Source organism: Georgenia sp. 311 (genome assembly GCF_006151955.1).
Classification (GTDB): domain Bacteria; phylum Actinomycetota; class Actinomycetes; order Actinomycetales; family Actinomycetaceae; genus Oceanitalea; species Oceanitalea wutianyii.
In genome coordinates, this window is the sequence record NZ_VDFS01000038.1 from 222,214 (window position 1) to 237,483 (window position 15,270).

Here is a 15,270-nt window from a genome sequence, read left to right on the forward strand (position 1 = left end):
ATGAGCACGAGCGACGGTGGGGCCGAGGAGCCCCGTTACGGACGCCGACGTCCGGAGGGTGAGAACCCGGGGGAGGGCACACCGCCGGTGTACGGGCAGCCCGGCGGCTGGGAGCAGCAGGGTGGGACCGGGCAGCCCGGTCCCTACGGCCAGCCCGGCTCGTACAACCAGCCCGGTTCCTACGGCCAGCACTCCGGGGGCTACGGGCAGCAGCCCGGCGGGCCCGGTGACTACGGCCGACCGGGCGCTGCGGCGCCCTACGGCGCGCCCGCACCCTACGGCGCTCCCGGCGGCTACGGCCCGACGGGTCAGCGCCCCAGGCGCACCGGGCCGATCCTCATGATCGTCATCGCCGCCCTCGTCATGATCGCCGCGCCGATCGTCGGCTTCGTGGCAGCCCTCGGGTCCGCCGGCGACGCCATCGGCGGTCTGGACAACGCGGCGGCGATCACGAACGGCGGGTCCGCCCAGCTCCCCGCCGGCACCGAGCGCGTCGTCTACTTCCAGGACTCCGACATCGACGGCGCCGACGTCACCTGCGTGGTCACCGACCCGGGCGGCCAGGAGGTCGCGACCAGCCCGTTCACCTTCGGGGTCGAGGGCGCCGACACCGGCGGCGTCAGCTTCACCACCGGGGACGGCGGCGCCTACACGGTGGAGTGCGAGCTGCCCGCAGGCGCGGGGAACCAGCTCCTCGTCGCCCCGCCGCTGGACGTCTCCACGCTCGCGGCAGCCGGCGTCGCCTTCCTCGTCGGGCTCGCCGTCTCCTTCGTCGCGTTCGTCCTGCTCATCATCGGCATCGTGTGGCTCGTGCGGGTGAACCGGCGCGCACGCACCGGTCCCTACCCGTACTGAGCCTCAGTCCCCGAGGCGCTGCCAGAGGAACTCGTAGGCGAGCGCGCTCATGAAGGCCGCCTGCGCGTTCGTCGCCGCGCCGCCGTGCCCGCCCTCGATGTTCTCGTAGTACGTCACGTCCTTCCCGGCCCCGGCCATGAGCGCCATCATCTTGCGCGCGTGGCCGGGGTGGACGCGGTCGTCACGGGTCGAGGTCGTGAAGAGCACCGGCGGGTGCTCGTCGGCCGGGTCGAAGCGGTGGTAGGCCGAGAACGTGCGGATGAACTCCCACTGCTCGGGGTCGTCCGGGTCCCCGTACTCCGCCATCCACGACGCGCCCGCGAGCAGGTGGCTGTAGCGCTTCATGTCGAGCAGCGGCACCTGGCAGACGATCGCCCCGAACAGCTCGGGGTAGCCGGTGATCATGTTGCCCATGAGCAGGCCGCCGTTGGAGCCGCCCTGCGCACCGAGGTGCGCGACGTCGGTGACCCCACGCGCGAACAGGTCGCGCGCCACTGCCGCGAAGTCCTCGTAGGCGCGGTGGCGCTTCTCCTTGAGGGCCGCCTGGTGCCAGCGCGGCCCGTACTCCCCGCCGCCGCGGATGTTGGCGACGACGTACGCCCCGCCCCGGGCGAGCCACGCCCGGCCGATCGCCCCCGAGTAGGCGGGCAGGCGCGGGATCTCGAACCCGCCGTACCCGGACAGCAGCGTGGGCAGCGGCCGGACGTCCTCGTTGTCCGCGGCAGGCACGGGGGAGACCTGGAAGTACGGGACCCGGGTGCCGTCGTCGGACGTCGCGAAGTGCTGCTCGACGTGCAGGCCCTCGGTGTCGAAGAAGGCGGGCAGCGCCTTGAGCGGCTCGAGGCCGACGACGGCGCCGGACTCGTCGAGGTCGAGGCGCGCGAGCGTCGTCGGGGTGAGGAAGCCGCTCACCGTGAGCCACAGCGCGTCCGACTCGTCCGGGTCGATCGCGCCGGCGGAGACGGTCGCCAGCCGCGGGGCGTGCCAGCCGGTGGCCGACGTCGCGAGGTCGAGCGGGCGGCGCTCCCACGGCCCGTCGCCCGCCGGCGGGGTGAGGACCTCGAGCCGGTTCGTCACGTCGTCCAGGACGTTGAGCACGAGGTGGTGGCGCGTCCAGGTCCCGCCGATCAGCGCCGTCGTCGGCGTGGGGGCGTGGAGGACCTCGAAGTCCCGGCTGCCGGCGCGGAAGTCCGCGAGCCGGATCGCCACGAGACCGCCGCCCGGGAGGGTGCGTCCGCCGACCTCCCAGTCCTCCCGCAGCTCGACGGTGAGCCACTCCCGGTGGATCGCCGGCTCCGCGGAGCGCGGGACGTCGACCCGGGTGAGCTCGCCGTCCTCCAGGAGGTAGAGGTCGGAGTCGTAGAAGGCGCGGGCGCGCCACACGAAGTCGCGCTCGAAGCCCGGGGTGAAGTCGTGCGCGGCGCCGATCGACATGTCGGTGTGCTCGCCCGCGAAGACCTCGGGCGCCTCGGCGAGGGCGGTGCCGCGCACCCAGCGGCGCACCGTGCGGGGGTAGCCCGAGGACGTCATCGACCCCTCGCCGACGTCGGTGTAGGCGTAGACGACGTCGCCGGAGCTGTCGGCCCACTGGAGGGCGCCCTTGGACTCCTCGCGGGTGAAGCCGTCCTCGACGAACGTCTTCGTCACGAGGTCGAACTCGCGGGTGACGTCGGCGTCCGCGCCACCCCGGGACAGCGCGACGAGCGCCCGGTCCAGGGACGGGCGCAGGACGTGCGCCCCGTGCCACACCCAGCCCACGCCCTCCTCACGCGCGAGGGCGTCGACGTCGAGGAGGACCTCCCACTCCGGGTCGTCGGTGCGGTAGGACTCCCACGTCGTGCGCCGCCACAGGCCGCGCTCGTGCTCCGCGTCGGTCCAGAAGTTGTAGAGGTGCTCCCCGCGCTGGACGACCCCCGGGATCTTCTCGGTGGAGTCGAGGACCTCGAGGATCTCCTCGCGCATCTCGGTGAAGCGCGCGGTCTCCAGGGCGCTGACCGCACGCTCGTTGTGCCCGCGCACCCAGTCGAGGGCGGTGTCCCCCTCGACGTCCTCGAGCCAGGCGTGGGGGTCGGTGGAAGTCGTCATGGGGCCATCCCATCACGCGCGGGGACGGCCGGCCCGCACCCGGGCCGGCCGTCCTGCCGTTCACTCGTTGCCGAGCTTCTCGTCCCCGGTCTCGCGGGCCTGGTCGACCTTGTCCGCGTGCTTGGAGCCGGTCTTCTCCCCGGCGGCGTCGGCGGCCTTGTCCAGGCCGGTGTCGGTGGCCTGCTCCGCCTTGTCGCCGCCCATGACGTCCTTCGCCTTGTCACCGATCCCCATGTCGGTGCCCCCTCTCTCGTGCGCCCCTGTGTGCGTCGCGGGTCGCGGCGCGTCCCTCGACGGTGCGCCCGGCGCAGCCGGTGCGCAAGGGGAGGGACACCGGTCCCGGCGCCCGGGCCGGTGACCTGCGAGGATGGCGGCATGGCCGACGACGCCACCTACCCGCCCGAGCCGTGGCACCTGCGGGGCCGCCTCCTCGTCTCGGTGCTGCTCGTCCCCGCGGCGCAGGTCCCGCGGCTCGAGGACGCGTTGCCGCCGGGGCACCGGCCGGTGCTGCTCGGGGGGCGGGTCCTGCTCGGGGTGGCGCTCGCCGAGTACGGGCCGGGCGGTGAGGTCGTCTACGACGAGCTGCTCACCGCCGTGCTCACCCGGCCTCACGGCTCGCTGCGCGCCCACGGGACCATCCCGCGCATCTGGGTGAGCACCGGGCCCGCCCTCGCCGGCGGGCGGGAGCTGTGGGCCATCCCCAAGGAGCTGTGCGCCGTCGAGCGGCACGCCACGGCCTCGGCCGTCCACGCCGACGTCACCGCCGAGGGGGAGCCGGTCGCCCGGCTCACGGCGCGGCTCGGGCCCCGCCTGCTGCCCGGCCGCCTTCCCCTGCCGCTGACGACGGCCCAGCGCGGCCTCACCGGCCGTGGCGCGATCGTCTCCGCCAACCGGGTGACCGCCGAGGTCCGCACGCTGCGGGCACGGTGGCACTTCGCCCCCGGCGGTGCCCTCGCCCACCTCGCCGGGCGGCGGCCGCTGGCCTCGGTGGCGCTCACCGGCGCCGACATCGTCTTCGGCTGCCACGTGTGCCGCGAGCAGGAGGTGGCCCCGTGACCCGGCCCGTCGCCGTCGTCACCGGCGGTGCTCGCGGCATCGGGCGGGCCATCGCCGCCGAGCTGCTCGCCCGCGGCCTGCGCGTCGTCCTCGCCGACCTCGACGGCGCCGAGGCCACGGCCCGCGAGCTCGGGGCCGTGGGGCGCCACCTGGACGTCACCGACCGCCGCGCCGTCGAGGCGCTCGTCGCGGACGTCGAGGAGAGCCTCGGCCCGATCGCGGTGTGGGTGAACAACGCCGGGGTGATGCCGACGGGGGCGTTCCTCGACCAGCAGCCGGACGTCGACGACCTCGTCCTCGACGTCGACTACCGCGCCGTCGTCCACGCCACCCGCGCGGTGGTGCCGCGGATGGTCCGGCGCGGACGCGGCGCCGTCGTCCAGGTGGCGAGCGCGACCGGCGCCAAGCCGATGGCCGGGCTGGCGGTCTACTCCGGCACCAAGGCCGCGGTCGTCGCCTTCTCCGAGGCGCTGCGCCGCGAGCTGCGCGGCACCGGGGTCGACGTCCTCGTCGTCCTGCCCTACCTCGCCGCCACGCCCATGGGTGCCGGGATCCGCTCCCAGCGCGGCTTCCGCCCCGTCACCGCCGAGGAGGTCGCGGTGACGACGGTGCGCGCCCTGGAGCGCCGCCGGGCCGAGGTCTACGTGCCCCGCTGGCTCGGGCCGGCCGCCCACCTGTTCCGCGAGCTGCCCCTCGCGGTCCGGGGCGTCCTGGACGACGCGCTCGCCAGCGACCGGGTCGGGCTCGGGGGCGATCCCGACCAGCGGCGGCGCTACCTGCGCCAGGTCCGGCGCAACGCCCACCGCTAGCCTCGGGTGATGAGCGACATCCACGAGCTCGACGCCCTCGGCCTCGCCGCCGCCGTCCGCGCCGGGGACGTCAGCCCCGACGAGGTCGCCCGGCACACGCTCGAGCGGGCCGAGCGGCTCGGCCCCGCCGTCGGCGCGTTCGCCCACCTCACCCCCGACCTCGCGCTCGAGCAGGCGGCCCTGGCCGGTCGGCGGCTGCGCGAGGGCGGGGCGCTGCCGCCGTTCCTCGGCGTCCCCGTGCCGGTCAAGGACCTCACCATGGTCGCCGGTCAGCCCTTCGAGGCCGGCAGCGCCGCCCTGCGCGGCACCATCGCCCCCGCCGACGACGGCGTGACGATCCGCCTGCGTGAGGCCGGCACCCTCATGGTCGGCAAGACGACGACGCCCGAGCTCGGCCTGCCGGCGTACACCGAGCCCGACGTCGCCCCTGCCGCCCGCACGCCCTGGGACCCTCGCCGCAGCGCGGGCGGCTCCTCCGGCGGGGCGGCCGCCGCCGTCGCCGCCGGGATCGTGCCCGCCGCCCACGGCAGCGACGGCGGCGGGTCCATCCGCATACCCGCGGCCGCGTGCGGGCTCGTCGGCCTCAAGGCGACCCGCGGGCGGGTCTCGAAGGGGCCGCTGGGCGTCGACGGCGCGGGACTCACCGTCGACGGCGTGCTCACCCGCACCGTGCGCGACACCGCCGCGTTCCTCGACGTCCTCTCCCGGCCGTGGCCCGGGGACCACTACCTCCTGCCCGGTCCGCGCGAGACCTTCCTCGCCGCGTGCGACCGCGCTCCCCGGCGGCTGCGCGTCGGGGTGCTCACCCAGCCGATCAACGTCCACGACGCGACCGTCCACCCCGGCGCCCTCGCCGCCGTCGACCGTGCCGTCGGCCTGCTGGAAGGGCTGGGCCACGAGCTCACCGGGGCCGCGGTGCCGTTCAGCCCGGAGGACTGGGAGTCCTTCAACCCGCTGTGGGCGGTCGGCGCGCTGTCCGTGCCGCTGCCGCCGGAGGCCGAGGAGCTCCTCGTCCCCCTCACCCGCTGGATGCGTGAGCGGGGCCGGCGCTACTCCGGGGTCGACTACGCGCGCGCCGTCGCCGCGGTCCAGGGCCTGGCGCGCTCGGCCGCCACCGCGTGGGCCGGGCTCGACGTCGTCCTCACCCCCGCGCTGGCCACCCCGCCGCCGATCGTCGGGACGATGCGCGACGACGCCGACCCCGCCGCCGACTTCGAGGCGCAGAAGGCGTTCACCCCGTGGACGAGCCCCTGGAACATGATCGGGGCCCCGGCGATCACCGTGCCGCTGCACCGCGAGGAGGTCGACGGGCGCGTCCTGCCGTTCGGCGTCCAGCTCGGTGCGACGCGGCTCGGGCAGGAGGAGCTGCTCCTCGGTCTGGCCGCCGCCCTCGAGGAGGCCGACCCCTGGCCGACGGGTCCGGTGGCCGTCGGCTGAGGGCCTGCCGGGCTGACTTGAGTGGAATAGACTCAACTCTGCGGTGTTGCACTCGGCAGACGTTCCACACCTGAACCCGGAGGCTCTGAATGGACAAGCTGACGACCAAGTCGCAGGAGGCGATCGCCGCGGCCATCCGCGCGGCGTCGACCGCCGGAAACCCGCAGCTCGAGCCCGTCCACGTGCTCGTCGCGCTGCTCGAGCAGCCCGGCGGGGTGGCCCCTGCCCTGCTCGACGCCGTCGGCGCGAACCGGGCCGCCGCGATCGAGCGCGCGCAGGCGGCGGTCGCCGCCCTGCCCGGCGCCAGCGGCTCCTCCGTCGCCCAGCCGTCGACGTCCCGGGCGATGATGACCGTCATCACCCAGGCCGGCGAGGAGGCCGCCGCGCTCGGCGACGAGTACGTCTCCACCGAGCACCTGCTCATCGCCATCTCCAAGAGTGAGAGCACCGCGGGCCAGATCCTGCGCGACCTCGGCGCCGACCGCGACGCGCTGCTCTCCGCGCTGCCCACCGTCCGCGGCTCCGGCAAGGTCACCAGCCAGGACCCGGAGGGCACCTACAACGCCCTGGAGAAGTACGGGCAGGACCTCACCGAGGCCGCCCGCGAGGGCCGCCTGGACCCCGTCATCGGCCGCGACGCCGAGATCCGCCGCGTCGTCCAGGTGCTCTCCCGCCGGACGAAGAACAACCCCGTGCTCATCGGGGAGCCCGGCGTCGGCAAGACCGCCGTCGTCGAGGGGCTCGCCCAGCGCATCGTCGACGGCGACGTCCCGGAGTCGCTGCGCGGCAAGCGACTCATCTCCCTCGACCTCGGCTCGATGGTCGCCGGTGCCAAGTACCGCGGGGAGTTCGAGGAGCGGCTCAAGGCCGTCCTGCAGGAGATCAAGGACTCCGACGGCGAGGTCGTCACCTTCATCGACGAGCTCCACACCGTCGTCGGTGCCGGGGCCTCCGAGGGCTCCATGGACGCCGGCAACATGCTCAAGCCCATGCTCGCCCGCGGCGAGCTGCGCATGGTCGGCGCGACCACCCTCGACGAGTACCGCGAGCACATCGAGAAGGACCCGGCCCTCGAGCGCCGCTTCCAGCAGGTGTTCGTCGGCGAGCCGTCCGTCGAGGACACCATCGCGATCCTGCGCGGCATCGCGCCGAAGTACGAGGCCCACCACCAGGTGACGATCTCCGACGGCGCGCTCGTCGCCGCCGCGACGCTCTCCGACCGGTACATCAGCGGCCGCCAGCTCCCGGACAAGGCCATCGACCTCATCGACGAGTCCGCCTCCCGGCTGCGGATGGAGCTCGACTCCTCCCCGGAGGAGATCGACGTGCTCCGTCGCGCCGTCGAGCGGCTGAAGATGGAGGAGTCCTACCTCGTCGAGTCCTCCGACGCCGACGACCCCTCGGCCCAGGACCGTCTCGAGCGGCTGCGTGCCGAGCTCGCCGACCGCACCGAGGAACTCTCCGCCCTCACCGCCCGGTGGGAGGCCGAGAAGGCGAGCCACAACCGCGTCGGTGACCTCAAGGCGCGGCTCGACACGCTGCGCATCGAGGCCGACCGCGCCCAGCGCGAGGGCGACCTCGAGAGCGCCTCGCGTCTCCTGTACGGCGAGATCCCCGCCGTCGAGCGGGAGATCCGCGACGCGGAGGCCGCCGAGGCGGCCGGGTCCGGGTCCGCCGAGGCCCCGATGATCGCCGACCGCGTCTCCGCGGACGAGGTCGCCGAGGTCGTCGCGTCGTGGACCGGCATCCCCGTCGGGCGGCTGCTCGAGGGGGAGACCGACAAGCTCCTGCGCATGGAGGACGTCCTCGGGGAGCGGCTCATCGGCCAGCAGCGCGCCGTCCAGGCGGTCTCCGACGCCGTCCGGCGCTCGCGCGCCGGCCTGTCCGACCCCGACCGGCCCACCGGCTCCTTCCTCTTCCTCGGCCCCACCGGCGTGGGCAAGACCGAGCTGGCGAAGGCGCTCGCGGACTTCCTCTTCGACGACGAGCGCGCCATCGTGCGCATCGACATGAGCGAGTACTCCGAGAAGCACTCGGTCTCCCGGCTCGTCGGCGCCCCTCCCGGCTACGTCGGTTACGAGGAGGGTGGCCAGCTCACCGAGGCGGTGCGCCGCCGGCCCTACTCCGTCGTCCTGCTCGACGAGGTCGAGAAGGCCCACCCCGAGGTGTTCGACATCCTCCTCCAGGTGCTCGACGACGGCCGGCTCACCGACGGCCAGGGGCGCACGGTCGACTTCCGCAACGTCATCCTCGTCCTCACCTCCAACCTCGGCTCGCAGTTCCTCGTCGACCAGGCGATGCCGGAGGAGGAGAAGCGTGAGGCCGTTATGGCGACGGTGCGCGCCTCGTTCAAGCCGGAGTTCCTCAACCGGCTCGACGACATCGTCCTCTTCGACGCGCTCACGCTCGAGGAGCTGAGCTCGATCGTCGAGCTGCAGGTCGGGCGGCTGCGCTCGCGGCTCGCCGACCGGCGCATCGTCCTGGACGTCACACCGGCGGCCGCCGAGTGGCTCGCCTTCGAGGGCTACGACCCGGCGTACGGCGCCCGTCCGCTGCGCCGCCTCGTCCAGCGCGAGATCGGCGACCAGCTCGCCCGGCTCATGCTCAGCGGCGAGGTCACCGACGGCGCGACCGTGACGGTGGACCGGCGCGACGAGGGCGGCCTCGTCCTCCTCGCCCAGGCCGCCCCCGTCGCCCCCAGCGCCACCACCCCCGCCTGACCCCCGCCCCGTCCCCGCCCCGCCCGACCCCCTTCCCGCCGAGCGCTGGATCGTGCACCGGTGACCGGCGCTCGCGGGTGGAGGGGGCGGGGGAGGTGGCACCCTGGTGCCCATGAGTGCCTTCGAGCAGGTCGTGCTGCCCACCGTCCCCCACGCCGTCGTCGTCACCGAGGCGGACGGGACGCGCCTGGCGCGCGGGGCGCGCGCGCAGTCCTTCCCGTGGGCCTCGGTGACCAAGCTGCTCACGGCGACGGCGACCCTCGTCGCCGTCTCCCGGCACCTCGTCGACCTCGACGAGCCCGCGGGCCCCGAGGGCTCGACGGTGCGCCACCTCCTCGCCCACGCCTCGGGCGTGGGGATGGACTCCCCGGAGCCGCTGAGCGCGCCGGGCCGACGCCGGATCTACAGCAACGCCGGCTTCGAGATCCTCGCGCGGCACGTCGCCGAGGCCACCGGCACCGACTTCGCCGACTGGCTCGAGCAGACCGTGCTCGTCCCGCTCGGGCTGAGCAGCGTCGTGCTCGAGGGCTCGCCCGCCCACGGCGCGCGCGGCAACGCCGAGGACCTCGCCGCCTTCGCCCGCGAGCTGCTCGACCCGCAGGTGCTCCCGCCCGGCGTGCTCGCCGAGGCCACCACCGTCCAGTTCCCCGGGCTCACCGGTGTCCTGCCCGGGTTCGGCCGGCAGGACCCCAACGACTGGGGCCTGGGCTTCGAGATCCGCGGCGGGAAGACGCCGCACTGGACGGGCACCCGCAACAGCCCCGCCACCTTCGGCCACTTCGGCCAGTCCGGCAGCTTCCTGTGGGTGGACCCGCAGGTCCACCTCGCCGCGGTCTACCTCGGGGCCGAGCCCTTCGGGCCGTGGGCGGCCGACCTGTGGCCCCGACTGTCGGACGCCGCGCTGTCCGACCTGCGCTGAGCGCGTGCGTGGGTAGCCTCGTCCCCATGGCCGACGCACCGGTGACCGGCCTCGTCCTCAGCGGGGGCGGGGCGCGGACGAGCTTTCAGATCGGCGCGCTGCGCTACCTCTACGACGAGGTCGGCATCGCGCCGACGGTCATCACCGGCACGTCGGCGGGCGCGATCCTCGCCGCCGTCCTCTCCCAGTCCGCCGACCCTGCCGGGCAGCGCCGCTCCCTCGGCCAGCTCGAGCGGCTGCTGCGCGAGACGATGACGTCCTCGGAGATGTTCGCCGAGCAGCCCTGGTTCACCCGGCTGCGCGAGCGCGGACCGACGTGGATGGAGGCCCTCGAGCGGCGCAGGCGACGCCAGGGCGCCCTCGGGCGCTCGTTCCAGCGGGTCGCCGACCTGCGCCACGACATCTCGACCGCCGCCGAGCGCGTCGCCCGCCGCGAGGTCGACGGCGACCTCCCCGTCGAGCAGCGGGTGCCCGCGCCGGGCACCGCCGTCGCGGACGCCGCGGCCGCCACCGCGCCGTCCACCCGGCTGCAGCCCGACGACGCCGGCGAGGCGAGCCGTGCGGCGGTACGCCTGCTCGACTCCATCGAGCTCGTACGCGCCGTGGGTCAGGCGAGCGCCGACATCGAGGCGATCATCGAGGGTGCCCGGCGGGAGCGCTCGATGTACCGCCCCGGCCCGCTCGTCGACCGCATCCTCGACCCCGAGGTCTTCCGCGCCTCGGCGGTCGCGGCCTCCGGCGTCACGGTGCGCGTGGCCGTCGTGGGCCTGGAGAGCGGGGAGCTGCGCTACGTCACCGAGGACGGCGTGCTCGTCGACCGCAGCGACCAGCCGCTCCCGGACGAGGAGAGGGTCGACATCGTCCAGGCGGTGCGCGCCTCGTGCGCCATCCCCACCGTCTTCCCACCGGTGCGGCTCGGGCGGGAGAACTACGTCGACGGCGGCGTGCGCGAGTCCCTGCCGGCCGAGATCGCCCTCGGCCCGCTCGGCGTCGAGCGCTGCTACGCCGTCGTCGCCGGGCCCCCCGGCGTCACGCGCGCGGAGTCCTTCGACCACAAGGACATGCTCTCCATCGTCGTGCGGACGACCACCCAGATCATGACCGACGAGGTCCAGCGGGACGAGGTCGGCCGGGCCAGGGAGGCCGGCGCCGTCGTCGTCGAGCCGGAGTTCGACGTCCACGACACCCTGACGATCGAGCCCGGGCTCATCGCGATCGCCATCGACTACGGCTACCTGCGTGCCGCCGAGGCGCACCTGGGGGCCTCCGCCGAGGAGAGGGCCGTCACCCGCGAGGCCGTCCTCCTGCGCCGCCGCACCTGGACGGCCGAGCAGCAGCTCTTCGCCGACGAGCTCATGGGCGACGAGCAGCGGCTCCAGCACGTCGCGCACATCGCCGGCATGAAGTTCGAGCTGCGCGACCTCGTCGCGCGGATCCCCGTCGAGCGACTGCCGGAGGGGGCGCAGGACTGGTGGCGCGGCTGGGAGGGGCACGCCGGCCCCGTCGCCCTCGAGCCGACGTGGGCCCAGGGCTGAGCCGCGGCCCTCAGTCGATGTCGATGACGACGGGCGCGTGGTCGCTCGCGCCCTTGCCCTTGCGCTCGTCACGGTCGACGTGGGCACCGGTGGCGCGGGCCGCCAGCACCGGGGAGGTGAGGGCGAGGTCGATGCGCATGCCCTCGTTGCGGGGGAAGCGCAGCTGCTTGTAGTCCCAGTAGGTGTAGGCGCCGGGCGTGAAGCGCCGGGTGACCTCGGTGAGACCGGCGTCTCGCAGGGCCGCGAGCGCCTCACGCTCCGGCTGCGAGACGTGGGTGGCGCCGGCGAACGCCGCGACGTCCCACACGTCCTCGTCCAGCGGCGCGATGTTCCAGTCGCCGACGAGCGCGACTGCTCCGGCAGGGTCGGCCGCCTGCCAGCCGAGCGCCGCCGTGCGCAGCGCCGCGAGCCAGTCGAGCTTGTACCGGTAGTGCGGGTCGTCCAGCGCCCGCCCGTTGGGCACGTACAGGCTCCACACCCGCACGCCGCCGACCGTCGCCCCGATGGCCCGCGCCTCGGCCGCCGCCGGCTCACCCCACGTCGGCATCCCGTCGAAGCCCGCCTCGACGTCCTCCAGCGGCAGGCGGGAGGCGATCGCCACCCCGTTCCACTGGCTCAGCCCGTGGTGGACCACCTCGTACCCCGCGGCGTGGAACGCGAGGTGGGGGAACTGGTCGTCACGGCACTTGGTCTCCTGCATCGCCAGGACGTCGGTGCCCGAGCGCTCGAGGAAGGCGACCACCCGGTCGACGCGGGCACGGACGGAGTTGACGTTCCAGGTGGCCAGGCGCATGAACGCGAGGCTACCCGGAGCCGGGCGCCCGGTAGCCTGCAGCCGTGACCACCCCGAACGACTCCCTGCGCAGCCGCCTCGCCCAGTACGTCCGCGACCTCGCCGTCGTCCACGGCGAGGTGACGCTCGCGAGCGGGCGCACCTCCGACCACTACGTCGACATGCGGCGGGTGACCCTCCACCACGCGGCGGCGCCCCTCGTCGGGCACGTCGTGCTCGACCTCCTCGAGGAGAACGGCCTGGGCCCGGACGAGGTCGACGCCGTCGGCGGGCTCACCATGGGCGCCGACCCGGTCGCCGCCGCGGTCCTCCACGCCGCCGCCTCCCGGGGCCTGGAGGTCGACGCCTTCGTCGTGCGCAAGGAGGCCAAGGCGCACGGCTTGCAGCGGCGCGTCGAGGGCCCGGACGTGGCCGGCCGCCGCGTCGTCGCCGTCGAGGACACCTCGACGACGGGTGGCAGCCTCCTCACCGCCATCGAGGCGCTGCGCGAGGCGGGGGCCGAGGTCGTCGGCGCGGCCGTCGTCGTCGACCGGGACACCGGTGCCCGGGAGCGCATCGAGGAGGCCGGGGTGCGCTACCTCGCCGCACTCGGCGTCGCCGACCTCGGGCTCGCGCCACGCGACTGAGTCCGGCGGCCACGCTCAGCCCGGTGTGCCAGGCTTGGACGGTGGAGATGCTCGTCGCGCTCGTCGTCCTGGCCGTCCTCGTCGCCGCCCTCATCTGGGCGGTCTCGACGTACAACGACCTCGTCCGGCTGCGGAACCTCGTCCAGGAGGCGTGGCGGCAGATCGACGTCGAGCTCCACCGGCGCCACGCGCTCGTCCCCACCCTCGTCGCCGCCGTCGAGGGGCAGGACACCGGGCACGACGACGTCTTCGCCGAGGTGACCCGCGCGCGGGACGCCGCGGCGGGTGGCGGGAGGGGCCCGGCGCAGCAGGCCGAGATGGAGAGCGCCCTCAGCGGCGCGCTGAGCCGCCTTTTCACCGTCGCCCAGAGCCACCCCGAGCTGCGCGCCTCGGAGCGCTTCACCGACCTCGAGGTCGAGCTCACCACGATCGAGGACCGGATCGGCGCCGGCCGGCGGTTCTACAACGCCAACGTCCGCGAGCTCGACCGGAGGATCGACACCTTCCCCTCCGCGCTCGTCGCCCGCGTCTTCTCCTTCCGGCGCGCGGAGTACTTCGAGGCCAACGACCCCGCCGTGCGCGCCGTGCCCTCCGTGCACTTCCAGGGCGAGCCGCCCTCGGCCCCCAGCTCCGAGGAGAGCGCGTCGCTCCTCGACGAGCAGCGCGAGCCCCGCCGCGACGCGTGAGCGACGGCACCCCCAGCGGCGAGACCACCGACGTCGGGGTCGGGCCCTGGCCCGGCGGCCCGGACGCCTGGCCCGACGACCCGCGCCTGGACCCCGAGCTGCTCGCGGCCGGAGACCGGCGCAACGTCGTCGACCGCTACCGCTACTGGCGCCTCGAGGCGATCGTCGCCGACCTCGACACCCGGCGCCACCCCCTCCACGTCGCCATCGAGAACCTCGGCCACGACTTCAACATCGGCTCGGTCGTCCGCACCGCGAACGCCTTCGGGGTCGCCGCGGTCCACATCGTCGGACGGCGCCGGTGGAACCGGCGCGGGGCGATGGTCACCGACCGCTACCAGCACCTGTACCACCACCCCGACGTCGCCGACCTCCTCGCGTGGGCGCGCAGCGAGGACCTGCCGCTCATCGGCATCGACAACGTGCCCGGCTCGCGGCCCCTCGAGCACCGTCCGCTGCCCGAGCGGGCGGTCCTCCTGTTCGGCGAGGAGTCCGGTGGCCTGTCGCCCGCGGCGCGTGCCGCGTGCCAGGAGATCCTCCACATCACCCAGTACGGGTCGACCCGCTCGATGAACGTCGGCGCGGCCGCGGCGGTGGCGATGTACGCGTGGGCGCTGCAGCATGTCCCTGAGACCGGACGTCCCGCCCCTCGCGAGAACGGACGTGACACAATCTAAGGGTTCACTGCGTCGATTCTCAGGAGGCCTTCAGTGCCCATCGCAACCCCCGAGTCCTACAACGAGATGCTCGACCGGGCGAAGGCTGGCAAGTTCGCCTACCCGGCCATCAACGTCACCTCCTCGCAGACGGTGACCGCCGCGATCCGCGGCTTCGCCGAGGCGGAGAGCGACGGCATCATCCAGGTCTCCGTCGGTGGCGGTGAGTACGCCTCCGGCTCGACCATCAAGGACCGCGTCACCGGTACCCGCGCGCTGGCTGCCTACGCCTACGAGGTCGCGAAGAACTACAACGTGACGATCGCTCTCCACACCGACCACTGCGTCAAGGAGAACCTCGACTCCTGGGTGAAGCCGCTGCTCGCCATGGAGGCCGAGGAGGTCGCCGCCGGCAAGAACCCGATGTTCCAGTCCCACATGTTCGACGGCTCCACCGTCCCGCTGGAGGAGAACCTCGTCATCGCCGAGGAGCTCCTCGAGCTCTCCCAGAAGGCGCGCACCATCCTCGAGATCGAGGTCGGCGTCGTCGGCGGCGAGGAGGACGGCCACGAGGCCGAGATCAACGAGAAGCTCTACACCACCCCCGAGGACGGCCTCGCCACCGTGCGCGCCCTCGGCGCCGGGGAGAAGGGCCGGTACCTCACCGCCCTCACCTTCGGCAACGTCCACGGCGTCTACAAGCCCGGCGCCGTCAAGCTGCGTCCCGAGATCCTCGGGGAGATCCAGCAGGTCGTGGGCAAGGAGATCGGCAAGGACATGCCGTTCGACCTCGTCTTCCACGGCGGCTCCGGCTCCACCGCCGAGGAGATCGCCCTCGCGGTGGACAACGGCGTCATCAAGATGAACGTCGACACCGACACGCAGTACGCCTTCACGCGTCCCGTCGTGGACCACATGTTCAAGAACTACGACGGCGTGCTGAAGATCGACGGCGACGTCGGCAACAAGAAGGCCTACGACCCCCGCGCCTGGGGCAAGCTGGCCGAGGCCGGCATGGCCGCCCGCGTCATGGAGGCCTGCCAGCAGCTGCGCTCTGCGGGCACCCGCATGTCCTGACGCACGACGCACGACG

14 protein-coding genes are annotated in these 15,270 nt (G+C 74.2%); 11 read left to right on the plus strand and 3 right to left on the minus strand.

Annotated elements, in window-relative coordinates:
- A complete protein-coding gene (locus FHE66_RS15470; RefSeq protein WP_176554700.1) occupies positions 1 to 855 on the plus strand; it encodes a hypothetical protein in 855 nt (284 codons plus the stop codon).
- Positions 856 to 858: 3 nt separating this feature from the next.
- Here the strand turns inward: FHE66_RS15470 and FHE66_RS07950 are convergent, their stop codons facing one another.
- Together FHE66_RS07950 and FHE66_RS07955 are read right to left on the minus strand one after the other, a co-directional pair.
- A complete protein-coding gene (locus tag FHE66_RS07950; protein WP_139072409.1) occupies positions 859 to 2,940 on the minus strand; it encodes a prolyl oligopeptidase family protein in 2,082 nt (693 codons plus the stop codon).
- Positions 2,941 to 3,000: 60 nt separating this feature from the next.
- Positions 3,001 to 3,174 (minus strand): antitoxin, encoded by a 174-nt coding sequence (locus tag FHE66_RS07955; protein ID WP_139072410.1) that lies wholly within the window; start codon positions 3,172 to 3,174, stop codon positions 3,001 to 3,003.
- Between the two features lie 141 nt (positions 3,175 to 3,315).
- Between FHE66_RS07955 and FHE66_RS07960 the strand changes: the two genes are divergently transcribed.
- The 6 genes from FHE66_RS07960 (at position 3,316) to FHE66_RS15475 (ending at position 11,416) form a co-directional block, all read left to right on the plus strand.
- Entirely contained in the window at positions 3,316 to 3,996 is a 681-nt protein-coding gene (locus FHE66_RS07960) for an acetoacetate decarboxylase family protein (RefSeq protein WP_139072411.1), read from the plus strand.
- Entirely contained in the window at positions 3,993 to 4,805 is an 813-nt protein-coding gene (locus FHE66_RS07965) for an SDR family NAD(P)-dependent oxidoreductase (RefSeq protein ID WP_176554701.1), read from the plus strand. The genes FHE66_RS07960 and FHE66_RS07965 overlap by 4 nt, the downstream gene beginning before the upstream one ends.
- A gap of 9 nt (positions 4,806 to 4,814) precedes the next feature.
- Positions 4,815 to 6,242: an amidase gene (locus tag FHE66_RS07970; RefSeq protein WP_139072413.1), complete on the plus strand. Its 1,428-nt coding sequence runs from the start codon at positions 4,815 to 4,817 to the stop codon at positions 6,240 to 6,242.
- Positions 6,243 to 6,331: 89 nt separating this feature from the next.
- Complete coding sequence (gene clpB / locus FHE66_RS07975) at positions 6,332 to 8,962, plus strand: ATP-dependent chaperone ClpB (RefSeq protein ID WP_139072414.1); 2,631 nt, start codon at positions 6,332 to 6,334, stop codon at positions 8,960 to 8,962.
- A gap of 112 nt (positions 8,963 to 9,074) precedes the next feature.
- Positions 9,075 to 9,881, plus strand: coding sequence for a serine hydrolase (locus FHE66_RS07980; RefSeq protein ID WP_139072415.1), 807 nt, complete (start codon positions 9,075 to 9,077; stop codon positions 9,879 to 9,881).
- Positions 9,882 to 9,907: 26 nt separating this feature from the next.
- The gene (locus FHE66_RS15475) at positions 9,908 to 11,416 is read left to right on the plus strand and encodes a patatin-like phospholipase family protein (protein ID WP_176554702.1); all 1,509 of its coding nucleotides are present in this window, start codon (positions 9,908 to 9,910) and stop codon (positions 11,414 to 11,416) included.
- 10 nt (positions 11,417 to 11,426) lie between these two features.
- On the opposite strand, the gene FHE66_RS07990 is transcribed toward FHE66_RS15475, so the two are convergent.
- Positions 11,427 to 12,209, minus strand: coding sequence for an exodeoxyribonuclease III (locus FHE66_RS07990; RefSeq protein WP_139072416.1), 783 nt, complete (start codon positions 12,207 to 12,209; stop codon positions 11,427 to 11,429).
- A 44-nt stretch (positions 12,210 to 12,253) separates the two neighbouring features.
- Here FHE66_RS07990 and pyrE point away from each other — a divergent pair, with 44 nt between their 5' ends.
- The 4 genes from pyrE to fbaA are packed head-to-tail and all read left to right on the plus strand — an operon-like array spanning position 12,254 to position 15,254.
- Positions 12,254 to 12,835, plus strand: coding sequence for an orotate phosphoribosyltransferase (gene pyrE / locus FHE66_RS07995; protein ID WP_139072417.1), 582 nt, complete (start codon positions 12,254 to 12,256; stop codon positions 12,833 to 12,835).
- 47 nt (positions 12,836 to 12,882) lie between these two features.
- Complete coding sequence (locus tag FHE66_RS08000; RefSeq protein WP_139072448.1) at positions 12,883 to 13,521, plus strand: LemA family protein; 639 nt, start codon at positions 12,883 to 12,885, stop codon at positions 13,519 to 13,521.
- Positions 13,518 to 14,198: an RNA methyltransferase gene (locus FHE66_RS08005; protein WP_139072418.1), complete on the plus strand. Its 681-nt coding sequence runs from the start codon at positions 13,518 to 13,520 to the stop codon at positions 14,196 to 14,198. The genes FHE66_RS08000 and FHE66_RS08005 overlap by 4 nt, the downstream gene beginning before the upstream one ends.
- A 33-nt stretch (positions 14,199 to 14,231) precedes the next feature.
- Entirely contained in the window at positions 14,232 to 15,254 is a 1,023-nt protein-coding gene (gene fbaA, locus FHE66_RS08010; protein WP_139072419.1) for a class II fructose-bisphosphate aldolase, read from the plus strand.
- Positions 15,255 to 15,270 lie beyond the last annotated feature (16 nt).